The 26,849-nt window shown below is 38.3% G+C and carries 20 protein-coding genes and 1 pseudogene; 8 read left to right on the forward strand and 13 right to left on the reverse strand.

Annotated elements, in window-relative coordinates:
• Positions 1–25: 25 nt before the first annotated feature.
• The 4 genes and pseudogenes from JEP71_RS17585 to JEP71_RS15035 form a co-directional block, all read right to left on the reverse strand.
• Positions 26–323 (reverse strand): annotated as a pseudogene (locus JEP71_RS17585) (type II toxin-antitoxin system RelE family toxin).
• A complete protein-coding gene (locus JEP71_RS15025; RefSeq protein WP_198626498.1) occupies positions 313–567 on the reverse strand; it encodes a type II toxin-antitoxin system RelB/DinJ family antitoxin in 255 nt (84 codons plus the stop codon). The pseudogene JEP71_RS17585 and the gene JEP71_RS15025 overlap by 11 nt, the downstream one beginning before the upstream one ends.
• Positions 568–728: 161 nt before the next feature.
• Positions 729–1,340 (reverse strand): transcriptional repressor LexA, encoded by a 612-nt coding sequence (gene lexA, locus JEP71_RS15030; protein WP_109373157.1) that lies wholly within the window; start codon positions 1,338–1,340, stop codon positions 729–731.
• 127 nt (positions 1,341–1,467) lie between these two features.
• Entirely contained in the window at positions 1,468–1,839 is a 372-nt protein-coding gene (locus JEP71_RS15035; RefSeq protein ID WP_006536373.1) for a diacylglycerol kinase, read from the reverse strand.
• A gap of 130 nt (positions 1,840–1,969) precedes the next feature.
• Between JEP71_RS15035 and plsB the strand changes: the two genes are divergently transcribed.
• Entirely contained in the window at positions 1,970–4,453 is a 2,484-nt protein-coding gene (plsB, locus tag JEP71_RS15040; protein ID WP_198626499.1) for a glycerol-3-phosphate 1-O-acyltransferase PlsB, read from the forward strand.
• A 103-nt stretch (positions 4,454–4,556) separates the two neighbouring features.
• Here plsB and ubiA read toward each other — a convergent pair whose 3' ends face one another.
• From ubiA to pgi, 3 genes are all read right to left on the reverse strand, one after another.
• A complete protein-coding gene (ubiA, locus tag JEP71_RS15045; protein ID WP_100159029.1) occupies positions 4,557–5,411 on the reverse strand; it encodes a 4-hydroxybenzoate octaprenyltransferase in 855 nt (284 codons plus the stop codon).
• Between the two features lie 28 nt (positions 5,412–5,439).
• Positions 5,440–5,949, reverse strand: a complete 510-nt coding sequence (gene ubiC / locus JEP71_RS15050; protein ID WP_023583078.1) for a chorismate lyase — start codon at positions 5,947–5,949, stop codon at positions 5,440–5,442.
• 221 nt (positions 5,950–6,170) lie between these two features.
• Positions 6,171–7,817 carry a glucose-6-phosphate isomerase gene (gene pgi / locus JEP71_RS15055; RefSeq protein ID WP_198626500.1) on the reverse strand — a complete coding sequence of 549 codons (1,647 nt, stop codon included), beginning with the start codon at positions 7,815–7,817 and terminating at the stop codon, positions 6,171–6,173.
• A gap of 265 nt (positions 7,818–8,082) precedes the next feature.
• Between pgi and lysC the strand changes: the two genes are divergently transcribed.
• Together lysC and JEP71_RS15065 are read left to right on the forward strand one after the other, a co-directional pair.
• Positions 8,083–9,462, forward strand: coding sequence for a lysine-sensitive aspartokinase 3 (gene lysC / locus JEP71_RS15060; protein ID WP_198626501.1), 1,380 nt, complete (start codon positions 8,083–8,085; stop codon positions 9,460–9,462).
• Positions 9,463–9,617: 155 nt separating this feature from the next.
• Positions 9,618–10,229: a hypothetical protein gene (locus JEP71_RS15065; RefSeq protein ID WP_198626502.1), complete on the forward strand. Its 612-nt coding sequence runs from the start codon at positions 9,618–9,620 to the stop codon at positions 10,227–10,229.
• A 40-nt stretch (positions 10,230–10,269) separates the two neighbouring features.
• On the opposite strand, the gene JEP71_RS15070 is transcribed toward JEP71_RS15065, so the two are convergent.
• Positions 10,270–10,848, reverse strand: a complete 579-nt coding sequence (locus JEP71_RS15070) for a hypothetical protein (protein ID WP_232797642.1) — start codon at positions 10,846–10,848, stop codon at positions 10,270–10,272.
• A gap of 133 nt (positions 10,849–10,981) precedes the next feature.
• Complete coding sequence (gene metH, locus JEP71_RS15075) at positions 10,982–14,659, reverse strand: methionine synthase (protein ID WP_198626503.1); 3,678 nt, start codon at positions 14,657–14,659, stop codon at positions 10,982–10,984.
• A gap of 255 nt (positions 14,660–14,914) precedes the next feature.
• Here metH and iclR point away from each other — a divergent pair, with 255 nt between their 5' ends.
• From iclR to JEP71_RS15090, 3 genes are all read left to right on the forward strand, one after another.
• A complete protein-coding gene (gene iclR / locus JEP71_RS15080) occupies positions 14,915–15,751 on the forward strand; it encodes a glyoxylate bypass operon transcriptional repressor IclR (protein ID WP_075673076.1) in 837 nt (278 codons plus the stop codon).
• A gap of 309 nt (positions 15,752–16,060) precedes the next feature.
• Positions 16,061–17,917, forward strand: a complete 1,857-nt coding sequence (gene edd / locus JEP71_RS15085) for a phosphogluconate dehydratase (protein ID WP_198626504.1) — start codon at positions 16,061–16,063, stop codon at positions 17,915–17,917.
• Between the two features lie 77 nt (positions 17,918–17,994).
• Positions 17,995–18,636, forward strand: a complete 642-nt coding sequence (locus JEP71_RS15090; protein ID WP_198620621.1) for a bifunctional 4-hydroxy-2-oxoglutarate aldolase/2-dehydro-3-deoxy-phosphogluconate aldolase — start codon at positions 17,995–17,997, stop codon at positions 18,634–18,636.
• 89 nt (positions 18,637–18,725) lie between these two features.
• Here JEP71_RS15090 and aceK read toward each other — a convergent pair whose 3' ends face one another.
• The 3 genes from aceK to aceB form a co-directional block, all read right to left on the reverse strand.
• A complete protein-coding gene (aceK, locus tag JEP71_RS15095; protein WP_409281908.1) occupies positions 18,726–20,435 on the reverse strand; it encodes a bifunctional isocitrate dehydrogenase kinase/phosphatase in 1,710 nt (569 codons plus the stop codon).
• A gap of 87 nt (positions 20,436–20,522) precedes the next feature.
• Positions 20,523–21,830, reverse strand: a complete 1,308-nt coding sequence (aceA, locus tag JEP71_RS15100; RefSeq protein WP_198626505.1) for an isocitrate lyase — start codon at positions 21,828–21,830, stop codon at positions 20,523–20,525.
• 69 nt (positions 21,831–21,899) lie between these two features.
• Complete coding sequence (gene aceB / locus JEP71_RS15105) at positions 21,900–23,492, reverse strand: malate synthase A (RefSeq protein WP_198626506.1); 1,593 nt, start codon at positions 23,490–23,492, stop codon at positions 21,900–21,902.
• A 338-nt stretch (positions 23,493–23,830) separates the two neighbouring features.
• On the opposite strand from aceB, the gene metA reads away from it, so the two are divergent.
• On the forward strand, positions 23,831–24,760 hold the full coding sequence (metA, locus tag JEP71_RS15110) for a homoserine O-acetyltransferase MetA (RefSeq protein ID WP_198626512.1): 930 nt from the start codon (positions 23,831–23,833) through the stop codon (positions 24,758–24,760).
• Positions 24,761–24,815: 55 nt separating this feature from the next.
• On the opposite strand, the gene JEP71_RS15115 is transcribed toward metA, so the two are convergent.
• Positions 24,816–25,919, reverse strand: a complete 1,104-nt coding sequence (locus tag JEP71_RS15115) for a glycerol dehydrogenase (RefSeq protein WP_198626507.1) — start codon at positions 25,917–25,919, stop codon at positions 24,816–24,818.
• 322 nt (positions 25,920–26,241) lie between these two features.
• Here JEP71_RS15115 and idi point away from each other — a divergent pair, with 322 nt between their 5' ends.
• On the forward strand, positions 26,242–26,778 hold the full coding sequence (gene idi / locus JEP71_RS15120) for an isopentenyl-diphosphate Delta-isomerase (RefSeq protein WP_198620624.1): 537 nt from the start codon (positions 26,242–26,244) through the stop codon (positions 26,776–26,778).
• Positions 26,779–26,849: the final 71 nt, after the last annotated feature.

Genomic DNA, 26,849 nt, shown 5'->3' on the forward strand with positions numbered 1-26,849 from the left:
AGCTAAATGCTGGCTAATACGTGTTCTACTTTTGAATTCTCATTTCAGCTAATGAATACGCTTTACTTTCTTCACACTTACCAATAGCAATAACTAAAATAACGACTTCTGAATCAATGAGTTGGTAAACCAATCGAAAACCAGATGCTCGTAATTTAATCTTATAGCAACCCGAGAGATCACCTTTTAAGCGAGCAGACTCACTCTATATAAGGGTTTTCCTGTAATTTTTTTAATTTCTTTTTAAATTGTTCTTTAATGCTTTGATCGAGTTTCTACCATTCTTTTAATGCACGCTTATCAAACTCAATATTAAAGATCATCAATATTTACTCTTATACGTTTACATGGTTTCTTCAAACGCTCACGTACAACAGCTAAAATATCCTCATCTTCATCTTGTTCACCAACAACGATAGAAACTTCAGAGAAAGGTAACTTTTCATTTTCAGAAACATAACGTAGAAACAATCTTATAGCATCTGAAGGAGACAGGTTCATTTTTTCAAATACTTGATAAGCTTCTTTTTTTAGCTCATCGTCTACTCTAACTTGTATTGTTGTCATAAACACCTCCATAATTAAAACTCATCATATTGTAATTACATTTGTAGTGCAGTGGTGTTTTTTTATACAAATTAAAAAATAAAAAATGCAGATGATTTTGTGCTTTTACACATCATCTGCATCTTTATAAAATAAGTTGTGTTGACTTACTTTGGTACAAATTACAGCCATTCACCGTTACGAATAACCCCAACTGCTAAACCTTCCACAGTAAAGTTTTGTTCGCGTAAATCGACGATAATAGGTGAAAATTCTGGGTTTTCTGCATGAAGTTCAATTTTATTACCGCTTTTCTTAAGGCGCTTTACTGTCACTTCATCTTCAATACGAGCCACAATAACTTGCCCGTTGTGAACATCTTGCGTTTTATGCACGGCAAGTAAATCGCCATCCATAATACCGATATCTTTCATTGACATACCATTAACGCGCAATAAAAAATCTGCACTTGGTTTAAATAGCATTGGGTCAACTTGATAATGGCTTTCAATATGCTCTTGCGCTAAAAGTGGTTCACCAGCTGCGACTCGCCCAATTAATGGCAATCCTTCTGGCTCTTCTTCCATTAGCAAACGGATACCTCTGGATGCACCAGAGACAATTTCTATCACACCTTTACGAGCAAGAGCTTTTAAGTGCTCTTCTGCCGCATTTGGTGAGCGAAACCCAAGTTGGGAAGCTATTTCAGCCCGTGTTGGTGGCATACCCGTTTGCGAAATGTGATCACGAACCAAATCGTAAACCTGCTGCTGCCTTGCAGTTAATGCTTTCATTCCGCCCCCTGTTTGTTTATACAGTCAGACTGTGAGTATATACAGGTATATGACGATTTGAAACCTCAAATGAATATAAAACACGCATCTTTGGATTATTTTTCGACAAAAATCGAATTTTTTAACTTTATGCGAAGAAATGCCCCCAAAGAATGGTTACCCAAGTAAATAATCCCAATATAATAGCAATCAGAACGGCGGCAGAACCCATATCTTTTGCACGTCCAGATAATTCGTGGTATTCAGATCCAATTCGATCGACAACGGCTTCTATTGCACTATTTACCAGTTCCAAGATCACAACCAACACAACGGAACCAATGAGTAAAATGCGCTCTAGACCACTGACATCGATGAAAAATGAAAGGATAATTGCAACCAAGGTCACAATAGCTTCTTGTCTAAAAGCGGCTTCATTAATCCAAGCGGCACGAATGCCTTTGTATGAATAGCCACCAGCTTTAATGATTCGGGTAAGACCTTTATTTTGATTAGCCATAATAAACTCTATCGAAAACAAACGATTATTTTGCCACTTTTCTCTATTAATATTGTCACAGCACCACAGATCTACGAAAGACTTTCTGTTATGCTTTCGAAGTATTGCTAATAAGAGGCTACAACTATTTATGTCAGCTTGGCGTAAACTATATTATAACACATTGAATTTACCACTAAAATTACTGGTAAAAAGCAAACGAGTTCCGACTAACCCTATCACTGAATTAGGATTAGATACGTCGCGATCTTTTCTTTATGTTCTGCCTTATCATTCCAAGGCGGACTTACTGACTTTAAGACAGCAATGTCTATCATTAGGATTGCCAGATCCACTGCAACCTATTGAAATAGGCGGAACAAAACTTCCTGCATACGTCTTTATTGATGACGGCCCAAGAGTATTCCGTTACTACTCGCCCGATCCTCGAAAAGATTCCGTGAAGACATTCCACGCTTATCTTGATGCACATCGTAATAACCCACATCTTGATATTGAGATGTTGCCAGTTTCTGTGATGTTTGGACGCTCTCCAGGTCGTGAAGGCCATAATGGTGTTCCACATTTACGTGTGCTTAACGGTATCCAAAAATTTATCGCTATCCTCTGGTTAGGTCGTGATAGTTTTGTTCGTTTTTCACCCACTGTATCAATGCGTGAAATGGCGAACGAACACGGCACTGACACCAGTATAGCTCGAAAACTCGCTCGCGTTGCGCGTATCCATTTTTCACGTCAGCGTTTAGCGGCAGTTGGCCCTAAATTGCCAGCACGCCAAGATCTCTTCAATAAATTGCTTTCATCGAAAGCCATTGAAAAAGCAATTGAAGATGAATCAAAAGCGAAGAAAATCTCACTTGATAAAGCACGTAAAAATGCCACTGATATCATGGAAGAAATTGCAGCTAATTTCTCATATGAAGCGGTGCGTATTAGTGATCGTGTATTAAGTTGGACATGGAATAAGCTCTACCAAGGTATTAACGTTTATAATGCCGAACGCGTGCGTAAACTCGCGCAAGATGGGCATGAAATCGTTTATGTTCCTTGTCACCGTAGCCACATGGACTACTTGCTGCTTTCTTATGTGCTTTATCACCAAGGTTTAGTACCCCCACATATTGCGGCAGGTATTAACCTCAACTTCTGGCCAGCAGGTCCGATTTTCCGCCGTTTAGGGGCATTCTTTATCCGAAGAACCTTTAAAGGTAACAAGCTTTACTCCACCATTTTCCGCGAATATTTAGGTGAGCTATTTACACGAGGCTACTCCATTGAATATTTTGTTGAAGGTGGACGCTCTCGCACAGGTCGATTGTTAGATCCTAAAACAGGGACACTTTCAATGACGGTACAAGCCATGTTACGCGGTGAAACACGCCCTATCTCTGTTGTTCCAATTTACATTGGGTATGAGCACGTAATGGAAGTGGCAACCTATGCCAAAGAGTTACGTGGAGCAACAAAAGAGAAAGAAGGTTTTATGCAGATGGTCAGAGGATTACGTAAATTACGTAACCTTGGTCAAGGCTATGTGAACTTTGGTGAGCCGATTTCTGTTGTACAATACTTAAATCAGGCTGTACCACAATGGCGTGATGATATTGATCCCATTGAGCCACAGCGTCCAAGTTGGTTGAACCCAGCAGTAAGCGCACTAGCTGATAACATTATGGTTCATATCAATAATGCAGCATCGATTAATGCGATCAACCTTGTTTCAACAGCCTTGCTGGCATCACGTCAGCGCGCACTCACAAGAGAGCAACTGTTAGAGCAAGTCGATTGTTATCTGCAATTATTACGCAATGTGCCTTATTCGACAGATATGATTGTGTCTGATAAAAATGCTGAAACCTTATTAGAACACGCTCTACAATCAGATAAATTCCAAGTCGAAAAAGACAGTCTGGGTGATATTGTGGTACTTCCTCGTGAAAGCGCGGTATTAATGACTTATTACCGTAATAACACAATCCACTTAATGGTCACTCCGTCATTAATTGCCAGCATCATCTTACATCATGAAAAAATCCATCGTGATGATTTAATGAAACAAGTTGAGCTAATCTTCCCTCTTATTAAAGCGGAACTATTTATTCGTTATGAGAAAGAAGAACTCCCTGAAGTCATTAATACTTTGATTGCAGAATTGTGCCGTCAACGCCTGATTTGTTCTGATAGTGATAGCTTACTACGTATCAACCCAGCGCGTATTCGTCCATTACAGCTTTTAGCCGCCAGCGTCAGAGAAACATTACAACGCTATGGTATTACACTCTCCTTACTCAATTTTGCACCCGAAATTAGTCGTGCATTATTGGAGAAAGAGAGCCGTATCTTGGCACAACGTCTTTCAGTCTTGCATGGTATCAACGCACCTGAGTTCTTTGATAAAGCGGTATTCTCTACTTTAGTTTCAACGCTACGTGAAGAAGGGTATCTCAATGATAATGAAGATATTCTCAAAGCAGATGCATCTGCCCTTTACCAAGTGATTGCAAAATTAATGTCACCAGAAATTCGCTTAACCATTGAAAGCGTGGGGATCACTGAAGATAACAATTCAGTACAAACTATTGACGAAAAAAGTGAGCCTAAAGCTGATGAATAATCAGTAAATAGAGCCATAACCGAAATAGAAAAGGGATAAGCGCATTGCTTATCCCTTTTTGTTTCTACTCGATTGTAGAGAACCATTTAGCACTTATGATCCGTTAAAAATAACTAAATAAAATGCCCGCAAATAAAACAAAACCAACATAGTTATTATTCATAAAAGCTTGGAAACACGGCGCTCTTTCACGCTCTGCAATAAGTTTCTGCTGATAAATAAACAGCGCTGTTACTAACAATAGCGACCAGTAGTAGATACCTTTCAGATTCAGCAAAATACCGATACCCACTAATAATGCCAACATCACCAGTTGTAAAATACCGATAATAATTTTGTCATAACGACCGAATAAAATGGCGGTAGATTTAACCCCAATTTTTATATCATCATTACGATCAACCATGGCATATTGTGTATCGTAAACCACAGACCAGATAATATTGACAAGGAATAATAACCAACACACTAATGGCAAACTTTCAGAAACAGCAGCAAATCCCATAGGGATTGACCAGCCAAAAGCCATACCTAAAATAAGCTGGGGTAAATTACTAAACCGTTTAACGAAAGGATAAAACCACGCCAGTGCAAGCCCTGCCACAGAGAGCCAAATAGTCATAGTATTAAGTGTTAAAACTAATGCAAAGGACAAGAGTACCAAAACGATAAATAGAATTTTGCTCTCTTTTTCTGTCACAGCTCCACTAGGTAATGGTCGATTTTTAGTTCGTTCAACACTGCCATCAATTTTCCGGTCAGCAAAGTCGTTTATTACACACCCAGCGGCACGCATAGAGAACACGCCAATAGTAAAGACAATCAGAATATGCCAATCAGGAAAACCTTTAGCGGCAATCCATAAAGCCCAATAAGTTGGCCAAAGTAATAATAGCGCTCCGATAGGTTTATCTATACGCATTAAACGGCTATATGCTTGCCATTTACTTTGCGTCATACTTCCCTCCAATTTTAGCTCCCCCTAATTACTTCTCATACACTGGTGATGCAGGTAGAAACATCTCGGTTAATAATAAAGGTTTATCTGAAAGCTGGAAACGAGAACGGCGTAGCCAATACCCATTTTGTTGCCCGATATGAATAAAATCACGGCTTAATGTTGTTTCCTGAAACAGATAACGCCCAAGTGGAACGGTTCTTAGATTGACCAGTTTTCTGTCTTCGCCTGTCAATGTCTCTTCTGGTACTAACGTCCGCCCTAATAACCAAGGAATATCGTCACCACACAATACCACTTCTCTTAACCAATAACGCTGACTTTTGGGTAAACACGCTCTTTCGTCAGCGGGCTCAATAATGTCAATAAACCCTTCTTGATAAGGCATTACGGTGACTTTTTGGCAATATTGTTCAAATCGCCTTGTCATGGAGCCTAATTCCATTAACCAACTTAATGTACTTTCTTGAATACTTGCATGTTCCTCACTGGGTAGCCAATGGATAGGTGCAGGGGTAATTATTGATTTTTTGAACATTTATTCATCATCACGCTTTGATGATCCTAACTAGTATGAGTCATGATGCGTAAGGATATCATGATGTGACTAAGGGAAGTTAAAAGCTGATAACATTTCGCATAAATAATCTAAAAAAGCGTTAAAAGAAAATCAGATGGAGCACTAAACAATCAAAAAACAAAGGAGGTCATAAAAACCTCCTTTCTATCTAACCAACTACTTATATTCAGTTTATTCGATTAACGCCATGCTTTATAACGATTAATCAGATTATTTGTTGAGCTATCATGGCTGTTAACACTTTCCTTACCTTTTAATTCAGGAAGAATACGATTAGCCAGTTGTTTGCCTAATTCAACACCCCATTGGTCAAAGGTGAAGATATTGAAAATAACACCTTGTACAAAGATTTTATGTTCATACATTGCAATCAATGCACCTAATGAATAAGGCGTAATTTCTTTTAACAGAATAGAGTTAGTTGGGCGGTTACCTTCGAACACTTTGAAAGGGGCAACATATCCCATAGTCTTAGGATCTTTTCCTGCTGCGGCAAATTCAGCATCAACTTGCTCACGCGTTTTACCAAAAGCGAGAGCTTCGGTTTGAGCAAAAAAGTTAGACATCAATTTTGCGTGATGATCGGATAGTGGGTTATGGCTAATTGCAGGCGCAATAAAATCACAAGGGATAATTTTTGTACCTTGGTGGATCAGTTGGTAAAACGCATGTTGTCCGTTTGTACCCGGTTCACCCCAAATGATAGGGCCCGTTTGATAACTCACTTTGTTTCCATCACGATCAATATACTTACCATTCGATTCCATATTGCCTTGTTGGAAGTAAGCCGCAAAGCGATGCATGTATTGATCGTATGGCAGAATCGCTTCAGTTTCTGTGCCAAAAAAATTGTTATACCAAATGCCAATCAGAGCGAGGATCATTGGGATGTTATTTTCAGCATCTGTTGTTCTAAAGTGATTATCCATTGCATGAGCACCTTCCAGCAATTGCTCAAAATTGTCATAACCAACAGATAATGCGATAGATAAACCAATTGCTGACCATAATGAATAACGACCACCAACCCAATCCCAAAACTCAAACATATTGGCAGTATCAATACCAAATTTAGCTACTTCGGTGCTGTTTGTGGATAACGCCACAAAGTGTTTAGCGACAAATACTCTCTCTTTAGCAGAGGCTAAGAACCAATCTCTTGCTGAATGCGCATTTGTCATGGTTTCTTGTGTAGTAAAGGTTTTTGATGCAATAAGGAATAGCGTCGTTTCAGGATCACATTTTTTCAGTGTTTCTGCGATATGCGTACCATCAACATTAGAAACAAAATGCATAGTAAGATGGTTTTTATATGGACGTAATGCTTCTGTCACCATATAAGGGCCAAGATCAGAACCACCTATACCAATATTCACAACATCAGTAATTGCCTTGCCTGTATAACCTTTCCATTCACCACTAATAATGCGCTCACTGAATGTTTTCATTTTATTCAGTACAGCATTAACTTCAGGCATAACATCTTTGCCATCAACGATGACGGGAGTATTGCTACGATTACGTAATGCAGTATGCAATACAGCACGATCTTCAGTACGGTTGATTTTTTCACCCGTAAACATGCTATTTATCGCACCTTTAACGTCACATTCCTTAGCCAAAGCCTGCAATTTTTCTAATGTTTCTTTCGTAATACGGTTTTTTGAAAAATCCACTAGAATTTGGTCTGAAAACGTTTTTGAAAATTGCTCAAAGCGTGATGGTTCCTGAGCAAACAGTGTTTTCATCTCGGTATTTTTGATCACCGAGAAATGGTTTTCTAATGCCTTCCAGGCTAGGGTTTGGGTTGGGTTTACATTTTTCATTCACAATACTCTCTTAAGATTACAATCCAATATTCTCAGATTGTAGCCTGACATTTAATAGTTACAGTCAATTCTTTCTCATTTGATGATATTGGTCAAAACCATTCAATAAATCTAGTACTAATTACTTACATAGGTAAAACCGATAATGTGGAGCTGATTATTAATTAAATTGATTATTCTTCACTCTGCATTGACTCTCTACTTAATAACCGATATTCCTAAGTGTGTCCAACATCTCATTTTTGCCTAAAGGAATACGACAATGACTGATAATACTGCTACGCCTTCATCTGCATCATCGCCATACACTATCGCCAAATTTGGTGGCACCAGTGTTGCTAACTTTTCAGCAATGGAAAAATGCGCAGATATTATCCTGAAACAAAAGTCAGTTCGTGTCGTGGTTCTTTCGGCATCTGCCGGCATTACTAATTTGTTAATTGAGCTTGCAGCAGGTACAGAGCCTTCACAACGGGAAGCTTTGCTCTCACAAGTTCGTGATATTGAGTACGCAATTATCAACCAGCTTTCTCAGCCAGAAATTATTTCTCAAGAAATAAATCGTCTACTTGAGAATATTGAGATGCTCTCTGAAGCGGCTTCACTTGCCACATCTGATGCATTGACAGACGAATTAGTCAGTCACGGTGAATTAATGTCAACCTTGCTATTTGTTGAATTATTACGTGAAAAAGGCATACAGGCAGATTGGTTTGATGTCAGAAAAGTGATGAAAACCAATGATCTATTTTGTCACGCTGAACCTGATATGGCACAGCTCACCGAGCTCACACAAAGCCTTATACAACCTCGTCTAGAAGAAACCGTGATTGTAACGCAAGGTTTTATTGGTCAAGAGCCTAAAGGCAGAACCACAACTTTAGGACGTGGTGGTAGCGACTATACGGCGGCACTGATTGGTGAAGCACTCAAAATGTCTCGTGTGGATATTTGGACGGATGTACCGGGTATTTATAGTACTGACCCAAGAATAGTGCCAGAGGCACATCGTATCGATCAAATTGCCTTTAATGAAGCGGCTGAAATGGCCACCTTTGGCGCTAAAATTTTACACCCTGCCACATTATTACCAGCTGTACGTAGTGGTATTCCCGTGTTTGTGGGGTCTAGCAAAGCCCCCGAAGAAGGCGGTACATTAGTTTGTGCTCAAACAGAAAATCCACCTGTATTCCGCGCAATTGCACTACGTAGAAAACAAACTTTACTCACATTACACAGCCTGAAAATGCTTCATGCACGAGGTTTTTTAGCAGAGATATTTACTATTTTATCGCGCCATCATATCTCTGTTGATGTGATAACCACATCAGAAGTGAGCATTGCGTTAACACTTGATACAACTGGCACTACCAACGCATCGGGGAGTTTATTAACCAATGCACTCTTAACTGAATTATCCGCATTATGCCGTGTTGAAGTAGAAGAAGATCTAGCATTAGTTGCTGTGATTGGTAATTCACTTTCACAGGTGAATGGTTTAGGTATTAAAATTTTCGGCACATTAGAAAATTATAATATTCGTATGATAAGCCATGGTGCAAGTACTCACAATTTATGTTTATTAGTTGATGGCAAAGATGCGGATAATATTGTGCGTAAATTACATGATACATTGTTTTAATTAATAACGAATTATCAATATATAAAAGAGAGATAAGAAATTATTTCTCTTTTATATTTCATACTCTTTATTAAAAATGCTTTATCTATTAAAGATACTCCATTTATATTTTTTTAAACTACAACCTCACTTTATTAAAAAATATGGATATCTCAATGAAAAAAATAGGTAGTTTTAATCACTTAAGGATCACCCAAACAAATTTCATTCCTTATATAAAAGAAGTAAATAATGACTTAAATGGAAGTATAACATCAACCCAAAACACGAATAACACAATGTTACAAAGCGCTAAACAGAAAAACGAAAAATCAATATATCATGTGAATTCTTTGAATAAGAAAATACAATCAGATACTGAATTGACTAATTTCATACAAAATACTAAAAATAATGAATATTTAATTAAAGAAACAATAGAACAGATATCTTTAAATTTTGAAAGATTAATTAGTTCAGATAACATTATTAATGAAGAAATAAAAAAAACATATCAAGAAAAAAAAGATAATATTTTAAATTACATTAATAAAAATAACATTGAAAAATTAATTAGTCTTAATGAAAATAACATTGAAAAATTAATTAGTCTTAATGAAAATACCGAAATAGTAAAATATTCTGAAAACCTTAAGAATATAAAGGAAAGTTTTATAGAAATTATTCAAGAATACCTATCGCCAAATTTCAAACAAACACCGACTACATCGTTAAGAATAGATAAGCACCTAGCATTAATTAATAAGACCAGCCATTATACTCAATAATTTTATTTTAAAGAGCTTCTTACTAAGAAGCTCTTTATTTTTAATACACCCGATAACCGCCATATTTTTTCGCAAATTGATTAAACTTACCAAAATCAATTAAGGCAATTTCTAAAGAACGATGCGCAATATGAGACATCTTTGCAATTTTTTCAACAAAAAGCCGGTTATCTTCCAACAAGTTAGCAGTAAGTGTAGAAGCAATAATCTCACACTCTTTCGGTGTGACAATCCAACCATCATTAGTAGCGAATTTATGAATAGGGATATTCCCTTCTTTTTTACTCTCTTGAGCAAGCAACGCTTCTTCTTCTTTCATTGCCTGCTTAAATAATGCTATTTCTTCTTCAACAGGCTCTGGGGAAGTCGGAGTTTTATGATAAATATAGTCCCCGACTTCTTCGATTCGTGCAGGCGTCATTTCTGCTTTTAGCCAAATTTTATCAAATGCTTTTTCATCTAAAACAGCATCAGTATCTAAGTTTCCTGTTAGTTGCATCAGATTTAAAAAAGCATTAATTAAAACTTCACTTAATGGATAATTTCCTTTTGCTAAAGAAGGAAACGGCACCTCAGCGCCAGCAGGTGGTGTTTTCTGAAGGTACAAAGTATAGCTCATTGTAATGTCCTTTTTTCTGATACAGGCTTATAGCTTAAACATCTTTAATGAGAACGGCTAGAGGAAATAACAAGGAGATATTGCTATCCCCTCACTATTTATTACATTATTGAGATCTGAAAACAAAAATAAACTAAGACTCATACCCTAAATTAGGCGCTAACCAACGTTCAACTTCACTCACACTCATTTCTCGACGTTTTGCGTAATCTTCAACCTGATCTTTTTGAATTTGAGCAACAGCGAAATATTTACTGTCAGGATGGCTAAAATACCAGCCCGATACTGAAGCACCAGGCCACATGGCATAAGCATCTGTCAGTTTCATTCCAATGCGATTTTCAACATCAAGTAATTGCCAAATTTTTGCTTTTTCTGTGTGCTCTGGGCAGGCAGGATACCCCGGAGCTGGTCGAGTTCCTTGATATTTTTCTCGAATAAGTTCGTCATTGGAGAGATTTTCATCCGCACGATACCCCCAAATCTTTGTTCTGACCAATTGGTGAAGATATTCAGCAAAAGCTTCTGCTAGGCGGTCTGATAACGCTTTCACCATAATTTTATTATAATCATCATGGGCATTATCATAGGTATTTGCGAGAGTATCTTCTTCTAATCCGCCCGTAACGGCAAAAGCACCAAAATAGTCAGCAATACCACTTTCAACAGGAGCAATAAAATCGGCTAAGCAGTAATTAGGAAAATCCTTTTTCTCCGTTTGTTGACGTAAATGACAGCTTTTCAAAAGTACTTGTTGGCGACTTTCATCTTGATAAATCACAATATCATCACCCAGACGATTGGCAGGGAATAGCCCCATAATCCCTTTAGGTGTTAATAATTTTTCACGACTTAATTTGTCCAGCATCGCATTTGCATCGGCAAATACACGCTTTGCTTCTTCACCAACCACATCATCTTCTAAAATACGCGGATATTTCCCCGCTAAAGACCACGTCATAAAGAAAGGCGTCCAATCGATATATTCACGCAAGGTTTCAATACTTGCCGTGATCTCTTGCACTCCTAATTGATTGGGCTTTGGTGGTGTGTAATTTTGCCAATCAATTTGTAGTGCATTTTTTCGCGCAACCTCTAAAGAAACAGGAGGAGTACGAGGTTTTTTTCTGGCGTATTGCTGGCGTACAACTTCATATTCACGACGCGTTCTAGCAACAAAATCGGCTCTTTGTGTTTCAGATAATAGTGCAGCAACAACACCTACGGTTCTCGATGCATTTTGAACATAAACAGTAGGATGACTATAATTAGGTTCTATTTTTACTGCAGTATGCGCTTTGGACGTTGTTGCTCCACCAATCATTAATGGTAAAGAAAAACCGCGTCTTTCCATCTCTTTAGCAACATTCACCATCTCATCAAGTGAAGGTGTGATCAGCCCTGAAAGACCAATAATATCGACTTTTTCATCAATCGCTGTTTGCAAAATTTTATCGCAAGGCACCATTACACCTAAGTCGATAATTTCATAGTTATTGCACTGCAAAACCACACCGACAATATTTTTACCAATATCGTGAACATCACCTTTCACTGTGGCGAGTAAAATTTTACCTGCGGAAGTTCCTGCCTGTTTTGTCGCTTGGATATAAGGCTCAAGATAAGCAACGGCTTGTTTCATCACTCTTGCTGATTTCACAACTTGAGGCAAAAACATTTTGCCTTCACCGAATAAATCACCGACAGTATTCATACCATTCATCAATGGCCCTTCAATCACTTCAATAGGGCTTGGTGCTTGTTGGCGACAAGCTTCTGTATCTTCAACAATAAACTCGGTGATCCCTTTAATTAAGGCGTATTCTAAACGTTTCTCAACATTCCACTGTCTCCATTCGGCAAGCTGATGATTTTGCTCATCACTTTTAGTGCCACGATAACGCTCTGCCAATGCTAATAAATTATCTGTGCTCTCTTCATGACGATTTAAAATGACATCTTCAACTGCGTTACGCAGTTCATCAGGTAGTGAGTCATAAATGGCGAGTTGTCCCGCATTGACAATCCCCATATCCATACCATTTTTTACTGCGTAATAGAGAAAAACAGAGTGAATAGCTTCACGAACAGGATCGTTACCTCTAAATGAGAATGAAACGTTAGATACCCCACCAGAAATTAAGGCATAAGGCAGTTGAGATTTAATATCCGCACAGACTTCAATAAAATCAACGGCATAATTATTATGTTCTGCGATACCTGTTGCGACGGCAAATATATTAGGATCAAAAATAATATCTTCAGGAGGAAAACCCGCTTGCTCGGTCAATAACTGATAAGCTCGACGACAAATTTCAATTTTGCGTTCTCGGGTATCCGCTTGCCCTACTTCATCAAACGCCATAACGACAACAGCAGCACCATATTTACGCACCAATCTAGCATGCTCAAGAAAAGGAATTTCACCCTCTTTCATCGAAATTGAGTTAACAATACCTTTGCCTTGAATACACTTTAGACCTTCTTCGATCACTTCCCATTTGGAGGAGTCAATCATCACAGGCACTTTGGCAATATCAGGCTCACCCGCAATGAGATTAAGAAAACGTGTCATTGCTTCGACGGCATCTAGCATGCCTTCATCCATGTTGATATCAATGATTTGAGCACCGTTTTCAACTTGATGACGTGCAACATCTAACGCTTCTTGGTAATTACCTTCTTTTATCAAGCGCTTAAATTTAGCAGAACCTGTAACGTTGGTTCTTTCGCCCACATTCACAAACAGTGAATTTTCATCAATGACTAATGGTTCAAGACCTGAAAGACGACATGCTTTTTTCAAGGAAGGTAATACTCTTGGTGCAATACCTTCTACCGCTTGTGAAATGGCGAGAATATGCGCAGGAGTGGTTCCACAACAACCTCCTACAATATTGAGAAAACCAGCTTGTGCCCACTCTTTAATTTGCTCAGCCATCTCTTGGGCATCTAAATCATAGCCTCCAAAGGCGTTAGGCAAACCAGCATTAGGGTGAGCACTGACATAGGTTTCAGAAATTTGTGAAAGTGTTTGAATATATTGGCGTAATTCTTTAGGGCCTAAAGCACAATTTAAGCCAAATGAAAGCGCATCCGCATGGCGTAAAGAGTGATAGAACGCTTCTGTTGTTTGACCTGTTAATGTTCTTCCTGATGCATCCGTAATAGTGCCGGAGATCATCACAGGTAACTCAATATTGAGTGATTCAAATTCACATTTAATGGCGAAAATAGCCGCTTTCGCATTTAGTGTGTCGAAAATAGTTTCGACCATAATTAGATCAACACCGCCTGTAATTAATCCGCGCGTTGCTTCTCGATAAGCTTCCACCAGCTTATTAAATGAAACGTTACGAAAAGCTGGATCGTTAACATCTGGGGATATTGAGGCAGTTCTATTGGTTGGCCCCAAAACACCCGCGACATAGCGAGGTTTATCTGGTGTTAAGGCACTCCATTTATCTGCACAGGCTTTAGCTAATTTTGCCGCTTCTTCATTAAGTTCGAAACAAAGCGACTCCATCTGATAATCCGCCATCGCGATAGATGTCGAGTTAAAGGTGTTGGTTTCAACAATATCAGCGCCTGCTTGAAAATAAGCATTATGAATATCGGCAATAATTTGCGGTTGAGTTAAAACTAAAAGATCATTATTCCCTTTGACATCACAACGCCAATCAGCAAAACGCTCACCTCGATAATCGGCTTCTGTCAGTTGATATTGTTGGATCATTGTACCCATTGCACCATCAAGTACTAAGATACGTTTTGCTAATGCTTCCGTCAGTTGTTGCTTTATGTTTGCCACGTTGTTCCCTCTTAATAGAGAATGTTTTTGTTCTTGTTTTCTTTATTGTTATTTCGTTGTTTTTTTATCCTACCATATCTTTTTATAAAGATTTCTAAGACGAAGATGAGAGATTTTCACTTAGCGATAAATCCCATTACAGTAATATTTCTTATCACACATTTTGTTTTGAAAAATGCGGTGATCGGAGGAGTTTTATTACACGAGATAGTTCATAATAGATATTAATATGGATAGCATTTCTGGAGTGTATGCATGACAGTTTCCCCTACAAATAAAAAAGTGCGTAAGACGAAAACAACTGCCACTCAAAGCACCGCACAAGGAGGCCCTGTTCAGTCATTAAGTCGTGGACTGACATTATTGGAATATATTTCCGAATCTCCAGGTGGTATCGCCCTAACTGATTTAGCCTTTCAAGCTGGGTTACCCAATTCCACAACACACCGCCTACTCACTACACTTCAACAGCATGGTTTTGTTCGCCAAGTTGGAGATTTAGGCTTATGGGTTGTAGGTACACACGCCTTTATTGTCGGCAGTAGTTTTCTGCAAACCCGTAACTTACTTGTTATGGTTCACCCCATCTTACGTCAATTAATGGAAGACTCAGGTGAAACGGTAAATTTGGCAATTCTTGACCAAATTGAATTTGATGCGGTGATTGTCGATCAAGTGCAATGTAATGCGTTAATGCGAATGTCTGCACCTATTGGCGGTAAATTACCCATGCACGCATCGGGTGCAGGTAAAGCGTTTCTTTCCACTTTACCAGAAAATAAATTACTGCCTTTGCTCCAGAAAAAAGGTCTAATGGCTTATACCCCTCATACACGAACACTTCCTTCATCCTTAAAAGAAAATTTAGAACAAGCCCGCAAACAAGGCTTCTCTTTCGATGATGAAGAGCATGCTTTAGGCTTACGCTGTATTGGTGCCTGTATTTATGATGAACACCACCAGCCTTTTGCCGCAATTTCGCTTTCAGGTCCTGTGTCTAGAATGACGGATTCTCGTATCACTGAATTGGGTGCGATGGTGATAAAAGCAGCAAAACAAATTAGCCGTGAATATGGTGGCGTAAAAAGTTAATTCGCCCTCTTTCACCTTCCTCATTGCAAAGTAATGAGGAAGGTATCTCCGCAATTAAACCGATTCAGCATTTTTAAAATGACCGCTTTTACACTTTATTTCCGTTAAATATTAAAAAACTGTTATTTCTCCCCTTAAAAAATTGATGCTGATCACAGATGTTGTTTAAGGTGCATTAAGAGTATTGCAACTCTGCTTGTTACCCGTAACAATGTTACCGGTAACAAATACTATAGCTAATACTTATATTCTCTTTTTATAGCCAATAGTAAAGCTCATCACCCTTGTGTGAATAAAGGAAGCATCATTATGAACCCTAAAGATCATGACCATTTTCAGAACGATTTTGCACCTCTAAATGAAACAGTAAAACAGGTTACAGAGCGTATTGTCGCTCGTTCACAATCGACTCGTCGTGCTTATCTGAAAAAAATTGAAGCCGCAAAAAGCCAAACAGTACATCGTGCTCAACTTGCTTGTGGTAATTTGGCTCATGGTTTCGCGGCTTGTCAGACCGATGATAAAAATCGCCTGAAAAATATGGTTCATAATGATATTGCCATTATCACTGCTTACAATGATATGTTGTCAGCTCATCAGCCGTATGAAGATTATCCTCAAAAAATTAAAAAAGCATTACATGCTGTTGGTGCCGTGGGACAAGTGGCAGGCGGTGTTCCTGCAATGTGCGATGGTGTCACTCAGGGTCAAGATGGCATGGAGTTATCACTCCTTAGTCGTGATGTGATTGCAATGTCAGCGGCAGTGGGTTTATCCCATAATATGTTTGATGGTGCGCTGTATTTAGGGATCTGCGATAAAATCGTTCCCGGATTAGCGATGGCTGCACTCTCTTTTGGTCATCTTCCTGCTATTTTTGTTCCTGCGGGTCCTATGACTAGCGGCTTACCCAATAAAGAAAAAGTCCGTATTCGCCAGCTTTATGCTGAAGGTAAAGTAGATCGTAATGCCTTGTTAGAAGCGGAAGCTGCTTCTTATCATAGTATTGGGACTTGTACCTTTTATGGCACAGCAAATTCCAACCAAATGGTGATGGAAATAATGGGGTTACATTTACCTGGCGCTTCTTTTGTGCATCCTAATACGCCATTGCGTGATGCATTGACTGACGCAGCCGCTAGCCAAATTGTGCGTCTCACAGAAAACACTGGTAACTATCTCCCTATAGGTCAATTAGTTGATGAGAAAGTGATTGTAAATGGTATTATTGCCCTGTTAACAACAGGCGGTTCCACTAATCTCACTATGCACTTAGTCGCAATGGCTCGTGCAGCAGGTATTATTATTAATTGGGATGATTTCTCTGAACTTTCGCAAGTTGTGCCACTTATTGCTCGCATTTATCCTAATGGTCCTGCTGATATTAACCAATTCCAAGCGGCTGGAGGGGTTGCTCTCATCATTCGTGAATTACTGAAAAAAGGCTTAATTCATCGTGATGTAAACACTGTTGCTGGATTTGGTATTGAACGCTATACCTTAGAGCCTTGGTTAAATGACGGCAAACTTGATTGGCGTGAAGGTGCGATAAGCTCTTTAGATAAAGATGTGATTGCTGATATCAATACACCATTCTCATCACACGGTGGTACACAAGTAATGCAAGGTAACTTAGGTAGAGCTGTAATGAAAACCTCTGCGGTACCTGATGAGAATAAAATTATCGAAGCGCCTGCTGTTATTTTTAATAGCCAACATGATATTGCCGCTAAATTTGAAGCTGGTGAGTTAAATAAAGATTGTGTGGTCGTTGTGCGTTATCAAGGGCCACAAGCCAATGGGATGCCTGAATTACATAAATTAATGCCGCCGTTAGGGGTGTTAATGGATAAAGGCTACAAAGTCGCATTAGTTACAGATGGTCGACTTTCAGGCGCATCAGGTAAAGTTCCCGCCGCAATTCATGTTACACCAGAAGCTGTAAATGGTGGTTTATTATCCAAAGTACGTGATGGTGATATCATTCGTGTTAATGGTAAAACAGGTGAGTTAACGTTGCTTGTCGATGAGCAAACATTAAATGCTCGCCAAGATGAAATCCCTGATTTAAGTGCCAACAATACAGGCTGTGGTCGTGAGTTATTCATTAATTTACGCCGTCATTTATCAGGTGCTGAACAAGGTGCTTGTTGCATTGATTTTTAATGTAGACAAGTTTTGAGGCTTAACGAGGAGCAAATTAAATTTATTTGCTCACCACTTTCTGATTAGGAAATACAATCATGGATCATTGGAATACAAGTGCAGAGTCTGTACTAAAATCAGGGCCTGTTGTTCCGGTTATTGTTATCAACCATATTGATGATGCAGTCCCTATTGCAAAAGCTTTAGTCGCTGGTGGTGTAAAAGTCTTAGAAGTGACATTACGTACAGAATGTGCAATTGAAGCTATCCGCCGTATTGCAAAAGAAGTTCCTGAAGCTATTGTAGGCGCGGGGACGGTAATTAATCCTCAACAATTAGCGCAAGTTACTGAAGCGGGTGCTCAATTTGCTATTAGCCCAGGATTAACAGAAGCATTACTCAAAGCGGCTGTTGCGGGAACTATTCCTTTAATTCCAGGGATTTCAACAGTTTCCGAATTAATGCTGGGAATGAGCTACGGTTTAAATGAATTTAAATTTTTCCCAGCGGAAGCTAATGGTGGTGTTAAGGCATTAAAAGCAATTGCAGGGCCATTCTCAACAATCCGCTTCTGCCCAACTGGCGGTATTTCACCAGAAAACTACCGTAACTACCTTGCACTTGAGAGTGTACTTTGTATTGGTGGTTCTTGGTTAGTGCCTAATGATGCAGTGAAAGCAGGTGATTTCCAACGCATTACTGAATTAGCTAAAGAAGCTGTTGCGGGTACTCAGCGTTAATTATCTCTGTACAAAAATAGGTTTTATCCAATAAAGATAGGTATCCCCTTGTACCTATCTTTATTTTTATCTTTTCCTAGGGCAATTTATTAAGTAAATCGCTTAGTTTGGGAATAGGCATAAACATCTTCGATATACCCTTCTTTAATTTTTTGCTGTTGCTGTTGCCAATATTCTGGTGATAAAAGCTCACGATGTTGAGCTTCAAAATAGTGACAAACTCGCTTATCACTACATAGAAAATAGCGAAATTCTTCAGGAAATACATCATTGAGTGCAACGCTATACCAAGGCTCGCTCGCTAATTCATCTTCAGGGTAGCGAGCAGGAGGGATCGCCCGAAAATTCATATCTGTCATATAACTAATTTCATCATAGTCATAGAAAATCACACGATGATGCCGAGTTACACCAAAGTTTTTAAACAGCATATCACCGGGAAAAATATTCGCTGCAATAAGCTCTTTCAACGCTTGCCCGTAATCTTCAACAACAGCTTTAAGTTGATTGTCATCGCACTGTTCCATATAGATATTGAGCGGTATCATTCTCCGTTCCATATAAAGGTGACGGATCAGTATTTTATCACCTAGATCTTCTAGCTTATTTGGGATCTCTTGTTCAAAAACAGCCATTAATTCAGGGCTAATTCTTTTCTTATCGATCATAAAATTCTCAAACTCTTGGGTATCTGCCATTCGTCCGACACGATCGTGCTCTTTAACTAATTGATAGCACTCTTTTACACGCTCCGCAGTGATCGTTTTTTGTGGTGCAAACTTGTCTTTGATCACTTTAAAAACACGATCATAAGTGGGTAATGTAAATACCAACATCACCATACCTTTCACACCAGGCGCTTCAATAAATTGCTCCGATGAAAAATTCATAAAGGCGAGGTATTCACGATAGTATTCTGTTTTACCGTGTTTTTGACACCCTATTGACATATAAAGCTCAGCGATAGATTTGCTTGGTAATATATCTCTTAACCATGCAACTAATGCCGCAGGAAATGGGGCATAAACCATAAAATAAGAACGGGCAAAACCAAAGACAATACTCGCTTCATCTGCTGAGATAAGGCAGGTATCAATCAGTAATTGCTGCTCAACATTATGAATAGGCAATAAGAATGGAATATATTGATTATTAATCACTATTTTGCCAATCAACCAAGCTGCTTTATTACGATAAAAGAGTTCGTTTGCGATATGAAATACCGCACTCTGCAATTGTTCAGAAGAGAATTGAGCGATAAGTACACTACAAATAGAGTGAATGTCGCGTTGTTTATTTTGCCACGGTAGTCGCAAAGGTAAGCGTGATAAAATGTCTTGCAGTAATGTGGGTAAATCACTCTGAATAACAAACTGTTTTGATAACGGTCGAGGTGCTTGTGTAAAGCGATAAGCGGGTTGGGATGAAAAAACAAATAGGTTTTTTTTATTCAATTCACGATGGTAAAACAGACGACAATAAACAGAATTAAAAAAGCTCTCTGCGATCTCAAACCGAGGGTAATTGGGCAATAATTGCGTATAGTTTTCTTTCACCCTTTGTAAAAAAAGACTTTCTTTATCAATATCATGCCGAATACACTTAAGTTGTTCAACCACTAATCCAACATGATTATCGTATAAACGGATGCGCTCTTTCATCGCGATTTGAACACCATGCCAATCCGCTTGCTCAAAACGATATTGTGCCCCCGAGGTTATCTCAAGGAAGCGACCATATTGGGCATCAAAGCCTTGTAAAATTGTTTGAGCAATTAAATCTTCTGGCGTCATTAACAACCTCACGAAAAAGAGGAGCATCCTGCTCCTGAATTATCACCACAAAAATAGATAATGATATTTTTAAAACTTGTGGTTCGCTGAAACCTAAAACTGTTGTTCTTCTGTTGAGCCCGTTAGTGCCGTCACTGAAGACATACCACCTTGAATAATCGTGGTCACTTTATCGAAATACCCTGTTCCCACTTCTTGCTGATGCGAGGAGAAGGTGTAGCCTTGATTAAGTGCAGCAAACTCTTTTTCTTGCACCTTCTCAACGTAATGTTTCATACCTTCACCCTTGGCATAATCATGTGCCAGATCGAACATGTTAAACCACATGCTGTGAATACCCGCTAAAGTAATAAACTGGAATTTATATCCCATCGCGGAAAGCTCATCTTGGAAATGCGCGATCGTGCGATCATCAAGGTTCTTTTTCCAGTTAAAAGAAGGCGAGCAGTTATAAGCCAGCATTTTTCCGGGATATTTATCGTGAATAGCTTCTGCAAACTTAGCTGCCATTTTCAGATCAGGGAGTGATGTTTCACACCACACCAGATCAGCGTAAGGTGAATAAGCAAGTCCACGACTAATAGCTTGATCAATACCCGCATGGGTACAGAAGAAACCTTCAGGAGTACGTTTTCCTGTTAAGAATGGACTATCGTAAGGATCACAATCTGAAGTTAAGAGATCGGCAGCATCAGCATCTGTTCTGGCAACAAGTAATGTTGGCACATCAGACACATCAGCGGCCAAACGTGCAGCAACAAGCTTTTGTACAGCCTCTTGAGTCGGAACTAATACTTTTCCTCCCATATGACCGCATTTTTTCACTGCTGCTAATTGATCTTCAAAGTGAACACCTGCCGCTCCAGCTTCAATCATTGCTTTCATTAATTCAAAGGCATTTAATACTCCACCAAAACCTGCTTCCGCATCAGCCACAATAGGAAGGAAAAAATCAATATAATCTTTATGTTGAGGACCAATACCATTTGACCACTGAATTTGATCAGCTCGTCTAAACGTATTATTAATACGTTGAACAACATTAGGAACAGAATCAACTGGATATAGCGACTGATCAGGATACATGCTTGCTGCGGTGTTAGCATCAGCAGCCACTTGCCATCCTGAAAGGTAAACAGCTTCTAACCCTGCTTTTGCTTGTTGCAACGCTTGCCCACCAGTTAAAGCACCTAATGCGTTAACATAACCCTTTTTCGATTTTCCATTTAATGATGACCAAAGCCTTTGAGCGCCACGTCTTGCTAAGGTATGTTCTGGGTTAACCGAACCTCTTAATTTAATGACATCTTCAGCGCTATAAGGACGGGTAATGCCTTTCCAGCGAGGTTGTTCCCACTCTTTCTCTAATTGGGCGATTTGCTCTGATCTACTAATAGTCATAAAAACAGCTCCTATAAATACGGTAGTGATGATGTTTGCAGTTTATAAATACGCTTTGACGTATCTTTTTTAATTTAAAAGTTGGTAACCCGGTAAAGTCAGAAAATCGACTAATTCATCTTGGGTTGTAATCTTATCCATCAAAGAAGCCGCTTCTTTAAAACGCCCTTCTTTAAAACGAGTATCACCGACTTCTTGGTATATCACTTCAAGCTCTTCTTTCAGCATTTTACGAAAGAGATCTTTAGTCACGACTTGCCCATCAGACAGTGTTTTTTGATGACGGATCCATTGCCAAATAGAGGTACGCGATATTTCCGCTGTTGCTGCATCTTCCATTAATCCATAGATAGGTACGCAACCATTACCGGAAATCCACGCTTCGATATATTGCACAGCAACACGGATATTCGCTCTCATGCCCTTTTCTGTACGTTCACCTGTACAAGGTGCTAATAACATTTCTGCCGTAATTTTTTCATTACGTTGAACATCAAGTTGGTTTTTTCGAGATCCTAAAATAGGATCAAAAGCAGCTAATACTGTTTCAGCAAGACCAGGGTGAGCAATCCAGGTACCATCATGGCCATTTGTTGCTTCAAACTCTTTATCGTCAAATACCTTTTTCAAAATAATGCCATTTTGCTCAGGATCTCTACTTGGGATAAATGCAGACATTCCTCCCATCGCAAACGCACCTCGTTTATGGCAAGTTTGAATAAGCAAGCGAGAATAAGCACTTAAGAAAGGTTGAGTCATCGTGATCCCTTGTCTATCAGGTAATACACGATCAGGATAATTTTTTAATGTCTTGATATAGCTAAAAATATAATCCCAACGACCACAATTGAGTCCAACGATATGCTCTTTCATATGAAAAAGAATTTCTTCCATTTGAAAAACAGCGGGTAAGGTTTCAATTAATACTGTGGCTTTAATAGTTCCTGTTGCTAAACCAAAGCGCTTTTCAGTGAAATGAAAAATATCACTCCACCATTTAGCTTCTTGCCATGTTTGCAATTTAGGAATGTAAAAATAAGGGCCACTCCCTTTTTCTAATAAGGCTTTGTGGTTATGGTAAAAATACAAAGCAAAATCAAATAATCCCCCTGCAATAGGCTTCCCTTGCCATAGCACATGCTTCTCAGGAAGGTGGAGTCCTCTTACTCTTGCAATCAATACCGCAGGTGACGCTTTAAGTTGATAACATTTACCTTGTTCATTGGTATAAGAAATAGTGCCTTTGACGGCATCACGCAAATTGATCTGGCCATCAATTACTTTGTCCCATGTAGGCGCTAAGGAGTCTTCAAAATCCGCCATAAAGACTTTCACATTAGCATTTAGTGCATTGATAACCATTTTGCGATCAACAGGCCCTGTTATTTCCACTCGACGGTCTTGAAGATCTTTAGGTATTGGATTAACTTTCCATTCTGATTTTATAATGGAATCTGATTCCGAAATAAAATTAGGAAGTTCACCATTATCAACTCTGTGTTTCCAGTTATCTCTTTCAACTAATAAAGCATGGCATCTATCTGAGAAATGATTTACTAAATCAGTTAAAAAACACTTAACATCATGATTTAATATATCCTTTTCCTGTTCACCAAAAGATTGCGTAAAATTTAATTCTTCTGTAGTTAACGATTGTGACATTCTGCATTCCCCTAAAAGCTTTTACACACCTGATTAAGATTAATGCAGTTTTCACAAAAATCAAAAATGAATTCCATTTTTATTTAAATAATTTTTAACAATGTGATTACATCGGTGTTTTTTTATTGTACAAAAATCAGAATTTCAAAATAATTCGAGGGATCTGGAAGAGATCGATAATAGACGGAAAAAAGAATGTTAATGTCTGATGATTTTAGCTATATAGCTTTTTCTTATATGAATATTCTTCATACACCACATGAAGACCTCGACATTTAAAAGGTTATTAGATAAATTCAGGCTTCTAGATGTCTAGATGTATTTTAGAGGTTATTGAAATGCCAATTAGAGTACCCGATGAGCTACCCGCAGTCCGTTGTTTACAAAAAGAGAATGTCTTTGTTATGACATCCAGTAGAGCGAGTATTCAAGATATTCGCCCATTAAAAGTGCTTATCCTTAATTTAATGCCAAAAAAAATAGAAACAGAAAATCAATTTCTGCGATTGCTTTCTAATAGCCCTCTTCAAATTGATATTCAATTATTGCGTATTGACTCTCGTGTTCCTAAAAATACCCCGGTAGAGCATCTCGATGCTTTCTATTGTGATTTTGACCAAATTAAAGAACAAAATTTCGATGGGCTTATTGTCACGGGTGCGCCATTAGGGCTAGTTGAATTTGAAGATGTGGCTTATTGGGATGAAATAAAAGAAGTCATTACGTGGGCTAAAGAACATGTGACTTCTACACTCTTTATTTGTTGGGCTGCTCAAGCTGGATTGAATATCTTATACGACCTACCTAAATACACGCTAGAACAAAAAATTTCAGGCGTATATAGTCATAACACTTGCTCACCATTTTCACTGTTAACACGCGGATTTGATGAGACTTTCTTTGCTCCGCATTCTCGTTATGCTGGTTTTCCTATCGACTTTATTCAAAACAATACTGATTTAGAGATCCTTGCAACATCAGAAGAAGCTGGCGCTTATTTATTTGCATCAAAAGATAAAAGAGTTGTTTTTGCAACTGGGCATCCAGAATACGATCCCAATACACTAGCAGATGAATATCATCGTGATGTTAAAGCGGGGCTAGATCCTAAATTACCCGAAAACTATTTTCCTAATAATGATCCGAGTAAAAAACCTATCGCTTCTTGGCGTAGTCATGGACATTTATTGTTTGCTAATTGGTTGAACTACTATGTTTATCAGATAACACCGTTCGATCTTACCCAAATGAATCCAACATTAGAGTAAAGAAAAACCCCAAAATCAATTTGGGGTTTTAAGATAATCATTACTAAACTAAGAATTATTTATAACGATGGGCCAATGCGTTAGCTGCGATCATTGCATTATAAACATCTTCTTCAGTCACTTTCATTGGCATATTACCCATCGTGTCGCCTTCAGCACAGGCGATTTTAGCAACAGTGCGCCATTCGCTTTCAATGAATTCTTTCATGCCCATATCTTCAAGTGTCAGTGGTAATTCTGCTGCTTTAATAATACGGATCACTTCATCAATTTCTTCTTGTGGTGCATTTTCTAACACTAATTGAGTTAATAAACCGAATACCACTTTTTCACCATGTTGAACTCGGTGTAAAGACTCAACAGCAGACATACCATTATTTACTGCGTGAGCAGCTGCTAAACCACCGGCTTCAGCACCAACACCACTTAGGTAGATTGTTGCTTCAATAGTTTGCTCTAATGCAGGAGTGGTAATTTTGTGGCGAATAGCATCCATTGCTTTATCAATGTTTTCACTTAACATTTCAAAGCAAAGTTGTGCTAAACCAAGGCCTGTACGTGATGGACGTTGATTGACTAAATTTAAGCCGTCTGCTTGATAGCAAGCTCGTGCTTCAAAGTAAGTTGCTAAGGCGTCGCCAACACCTGCTGAGAAAAAGCGTTGTGGGGCTGATGCAATAATAGCGGTATCAGCAATAACAACATCTGGGTTTTGTGGTAAGAATAAATATTTATCAAACTCACCATTTTCTTTGTATAAAACAGATAATGCAGTACAAGGTGCATCAGTTGAAGCGATAGTTGGGAATAAAATAACAGGAATGTGTTGATAATAAGCAACGGCTTTAGACACATCTAATGTCTTACCTCCTCCAATCCCAATAATAACGTTTGCTTTATTTTCAACCGCGATTTTACCAAGGCGATTAACTTCTGCCTCAGTACATTCGTAATTAAATTTTTCAACCAGTGAAACAATACCATTTTCTTTTAGAGAAGGAGTCGCTTCTTTAGTTACTTTTTCTAAAAAAAACTCATCACTAATAATAAATGCATTATCACCAAAATCTTTTACATATTTACCGACAGAAGACAGTAATTGGCTACCAATAAAGAATTTTTTTGGCGAGGTTACAGAGCGAGGTAATATAGATGACATAACTAAATTCCTTTATTTTAGATTTTGCTACAAACAGTAGCAGAATTAGTATTTCATCTTACCTCTCATCATAATATGAATCTAGTAAACTCTCTGATAGCCATTACCTAAATCATTTAAATTCATTATTTTTAATTTATATAAAACAAATAGTTATTTTTAGATAATTTTAAAAAAGCAGATTACCTACGTATTTATCACTATAATAAAGGCATCATCACTGTGATGCCATAAAAAGGACAACACAATAAATCGTTATTTGATATACAGTCATGTTATATTCACGCTATAACAATATATTATTTTATTAAGGTGATTTCTTGTGGAAGACGCTGTTATTCTCGTAGATAAAAATGATAATGAGCTAGGAACAATGCCAAAGCTTGAAGCTCATATTGTAGGCGCCTTACATCGAGCCTTTTCAATATTTATTTTTAATTCAAAACAACAATTACTTATTCAGCAACGTGCAATATCTAAATATCACTCTGGTGGTTTATGGGCAAATACATGTTGTAGTCATCCGCTTCCAAACGAATTACTTTCAGATGCTATTCATCGTCGTTTAGATGAAGAATTAGGTATGCAATGTGATATGCAATCTATTGGAACTATTCTGTATAACGAAAAAGTGACAGATGATCTGATAGAGCATGAATTTGATCATCTATTTCTTGGGTTTAGTAACGAATTACCACATAGCAATCCAGATGAAGTGATGAATTATCGTTGGGTTTCTTTAGATACACTCTATCAAGACACTGAAAAAAACCCACAAAATTACAGTGTTTGGTTTCGTTATATATTAAATAGGATGGGGATTGAGCAATTTTCTCGTTGGAGCCAAGGCATTATTTAGCAATTATCTTATTAACAACCTAAATATAAAATCAATTGCTTATTCTTTTGATCTTTTTAAAAACCCCAAAT

Origin of the sequence: Proteus sp. PR00224 (assembly GCF_016238105.1) — a bacterium.
Taxonomy (GTDB): Bacteria; Pseudomonadota; Gammaproteobacteria; order Enterobacterales; family Enterobacteriaceae; genus Proteus.

What these genes read in the sequence shown, in the direction of transcription:
- pgi (WP_198626500.1), bottom strand. Translation starts at nt 7,817, where the DNA reads ATGAAAAATGTAAACCCAACCCAAACCCTAGCCTGGAAGGCATTAGAA.
- JEP71_RS15065 (WP_198626502.1), top strand. Translation starts at nt 9,618, where the DNA reads ATGAAAAAAATAGGTAGTTTTAATCACTTAAGGATCACCCAAACAAAT.
- metA (WP_198626512.1), top strand. Translation starts at nt 23,831, where the DNA reads ATGCCAATTAGAGTACCCGATGAGCTACCCGCAGTCCGTTGTTTACAA.
- aceB (WP_198626506.1), bottom strand. Translation starts at nt 23,492, where the DNA reads ATGTCACAATCGTTAACTACAGAAGAATTAAATTTTACGCAATCTTTT.
- lysC (WP_198626501.1), top strand. Translation starts at nt 8,083, where the DNA reads ATGACTGATAATACTGCTACGCCTTCATCTGCATCATCGCCATACACT.
- JEP71_RS15090 (WP_198620621.1), top strand. Translation starts at nt 17,995, where the DNA reads ATGGATCATTGGAATACAAGTGCAGAGTCTGTACTAAAATCAGGGCCT.
- edd (WP_198626504.1), top strand. Translation starts at nt 16,061, where the DNA reads ATGAACCCTAAAGATCATGACCATTTTCAGAACGATTTTGCACCTCTA.
- ubiC (WP_023583078.1), bottom strand. Translation starts at nt 5,949, where the DNA reads ATGTTCAAAAAATCAATAATTACCCCTGCACCTATCCATTGGCTACCC.
- lexA (WP_109373157.1), bottom strand. Translation starts at nt 1,340, where the DNA reads ATGAAAGCATTAACTGCAAGGCAGCAGCAGGTTTACGATTTGGTTCGT.
- plsB (WP_198626499.1), top strand. Translation starts at nt 1,970, where the DNA reads ATGTCAGCTTGGCGTAAACTATATTATAACACATTGAATTTACCACTA.
- JEP71_RS15070 (WP_232797642.1), bottom strand. Translation starts at nt 10,848, where the DNA reads ATGAGCTATACTTTGTACCTTCAGAAAACACCACCTGCTGGCGCTGAG.
- ubiA (WP_100159029.1), bottom strand. Translation starts at nt 5,411, where the DNA reads ATGACGCAAAGTAAATGGCAAGCATATAGCCGTTTAATGCGTATAGAT.
- iclR (WP_075673076.1), top strand. Translation starts at nt 14,915, where the DNA reads ATGACAGTTTCCCCTACAAATAAAAAAGTGCGTAAGACGAAAACAACT.
- JEP71_RS15115 (WP_198626507.1), bottom strand. Translation starts at nt 25,919, where the DNA reads ATGTCATCTATATTACCTCGCTCTGTAACCTCGCCAAAAAAATTCTTT.
- aceA (WP_198626505.1), bottom strand. Translation starts at nt 21,830, where the DNA reads ATGACTATTAGTAGATCAGAGCAAATCGCCCAATTAGAGAAAGAGTGG.
- JEP71_RS15035 (WP_006536373.1), bottom strand. Translation starts at nt 1,839, where the DNA reads ATGGCTAATCAAAATAAAGGTCTTACCCGAATCATTAAAGCTGGTGGC.
- JEP71_RS15025 (WP_198626498.1), bottom strand. Translation starts at nt 567, where the DNA reads ATGACAACAATACAAGTTAGAGTAGACGATGAGCTAAAAAAAGAAGCT.